Source organism: Streptosporangium nondiastaticum (genome assembly GCF_003011965.1).
Lineage (GTDB): Bacteria > Actinomycetota > Actinomycetes > Streptomycetales > Streptomycetaceae > Streptomyces > Streptomyces nondiastaticus.
Genome location: NZ_PXWG01000400.1, coordinates 1 through 398, shown reverse-complemented (window position 1 = coordinate 398; position 398 = coordinate 1). Strand labels below are relative to the sequence as shown.

The window sequence follows — 398 nt, the reverse complement described above, 5'->3', positions numbered from 1 at the left end:
TCAGCAACCTCGCCTGCATGGCGGTTCACGACCAGACGCTGTTTGTGGTTCTGAGGTTCTTCGCCGGGCTGGGGTGCGGCAGTCTGATTTCATTGAGCTTCACGACGGTGGGGCTCACGAGCAACCCGGACCGCAACTTTGGTTACCTGATCATGTGGGTGCTGCTGTACGGTGCGGTTGTGTTGTTCGCGATGCCCGCGGCGTTTTCTTTGAGTGGGATGAGGGGCCCGCTGCTGTTCTTCGCGTTGTTCCCGTTGGTTGCTCTGCCCTTCGTCAAGGCATTTCCGGTGAGCGGCGAAACAGTGGCGGCGGTTGAGGCTGATGCAGTCAACCTGTCTGGGGTGCTCAAGGGCTCGGCGCTGGCTGCGATGTTCGCCTACTTCATTGCGCAAGGCGTT

The 398-nt window shown here is 60.1% G+C and carries 1 protein-coding gene; it reads left to right on the top strand.

Translation table 11 applies throughout. The features are described from left to right. Nucleotides 1–17 precede the first annotated feature (17 nt). Nucleotides 18–398 (top strand): hypothetical protein (locus tag B7P34_RS36425; RefSeq protein WP_223268647.1); only part of this gene is annotated, 381 nt, incomplete at its 3' end.